Annotated in this window: 2 protein-coding genes; both read right to left on the bottom strand. The window is 53.0% G+C overall.

From position 1 onward, the window contains the following. A partial coding sequence (locus BQ5361_RS00020) for a hypothetical protein (protein WP_257587904.1) occupies window positions 1-208 on the bottom strand: 208 nt, incomplete at its 3' end. A gap of 237 nt (window positions 209-445) precedes the next feature. Then, the coding region (locus tag BQ5361_RS00015) for a BACON domain-containing protein (protein WP_143047432.1) at window positions 446-1,430 on the bottom strand (985 nt) is incomplete at its 5' end.

The raw sequence follows: 1,430 nt of genomic DNA, 5'->3' as shown, positions 1-1,430 counted from the left end.
AGGCCGAAGCCGTATCCGATACACGCACTTCCCACTCAACGTTCACGGCCGTAACCGTCACGCTCTGCGACGGAGCCGAAACAGCCGCGAAATCCAGCGACGAGGGCTCCACCTTCAGCGACGGTACGCCGCCCCCGTCAGTCCCCTTGTCCCCTCCGCACGATGCAAACAGCAGGCACAATGCGGAAATAAAAAACAGTTTTCTCATAGGTGATTTCTTTAAAGTTAGTTAAACCGGTATAAAAGTGATGGCTAAATTAGAACATAAACATTATATAAACAATACGACAGCGTGCATCGCCGAATTTTATTCATCTCTGCCATTTAACGCCGTTTAATTCCACAAAAAAGCGCTATTCTACACACACTCCCTTAGGCTATATCTTAATTTATAAACAAGAGGCCCGGTCTTGACCGGGCCCCGACAGATTGCAGTCTCCATCTGCTACTGAAATCCCGTGGGAGGCTGAGGAACCGGGTCGCTGAGTACCTTGACGCGGGAAAACTCCACGGTCGTGGTACCGGAAACGGCATACTGCATATCGTCCTCAATATCGAGCGTAAAGGTATAAGAGTCACCGCTCCGGCTGACAGTGACCGTTCCCGCTGCGCACGGTCCTTTCTCGACAATTTCGCCGTTCTCCACGACAAGCGCCCAACTGCCGAAATTCTGGTAATCGAAGTAACCGGGATACCCTTTCGTATAGGTCATCTGCGGTCCGCGCTGGCCGCTCTCGTCCGTATAGATTTCGTATGTGCCTTCCGACAGATAATACTCCTTATCGTCATTGAACCCCATGTGTTCGGCAGACATCTCCAGCATAATATACGTTCCCGTCCCCGTAAAGACTCCATTATCTTCCGTCAATCCTTCGGAATAGAGGTAAACATACCATCCGGCTCCCATATCGGCCTCTTCCCAATCCTGATTGGGATTGACCTCGGCATAGGCATAAACCAACTTGCTGACATCCACGTTGCCCGACAGTGTACTGAAATGTTCGCGGGCAGCATCCTGCGTAACGGTCACCCGAATCTCCGGCACCCCTTCCACGGTAGCCGTAATCAGTACGTAACCCACACGCTCCTCGTAGGTTTCGTTCTTCGTGACATCCACGTTAATGCTTGACAAACCGTCGTTCTTGTTCACTGTGATTTTCAGCCAGGTAATCGCATTCCCGTCCGCATCTACCGCACGGGCATTCCAGTCCGTATTCACCGCCGTCACCTGAATGTTCGACGCCCCTTCGTACTGTACGCCGCTGGCCTGGAACTTAAAGCCCGTCTCCGGGTCCTCCACGTTGATGCTCAGCGACGGAGGAAGCACCTTGCCGGCCTGCGTCACGCGGATGGCCTTCGCACCTACGGACTCAGCACTCGGCGTAATCACTACATTCCCCGAACGCTCCGCCGTCTCCGGATTGTCGGAA

Source organism: Tidjanibacter massiliensis (assembly GCF_900104605.1).
GTDB classification, from domain to species: Bacteria; Bacteroidota; Bacteroidia; order Bacteroidales; family Rikenellaceae; genus Tidjanibacter; species Tidjanibacter inops.
This window is presented reverse-complemented; position numbering and strand designations above follow the sequence as displayed.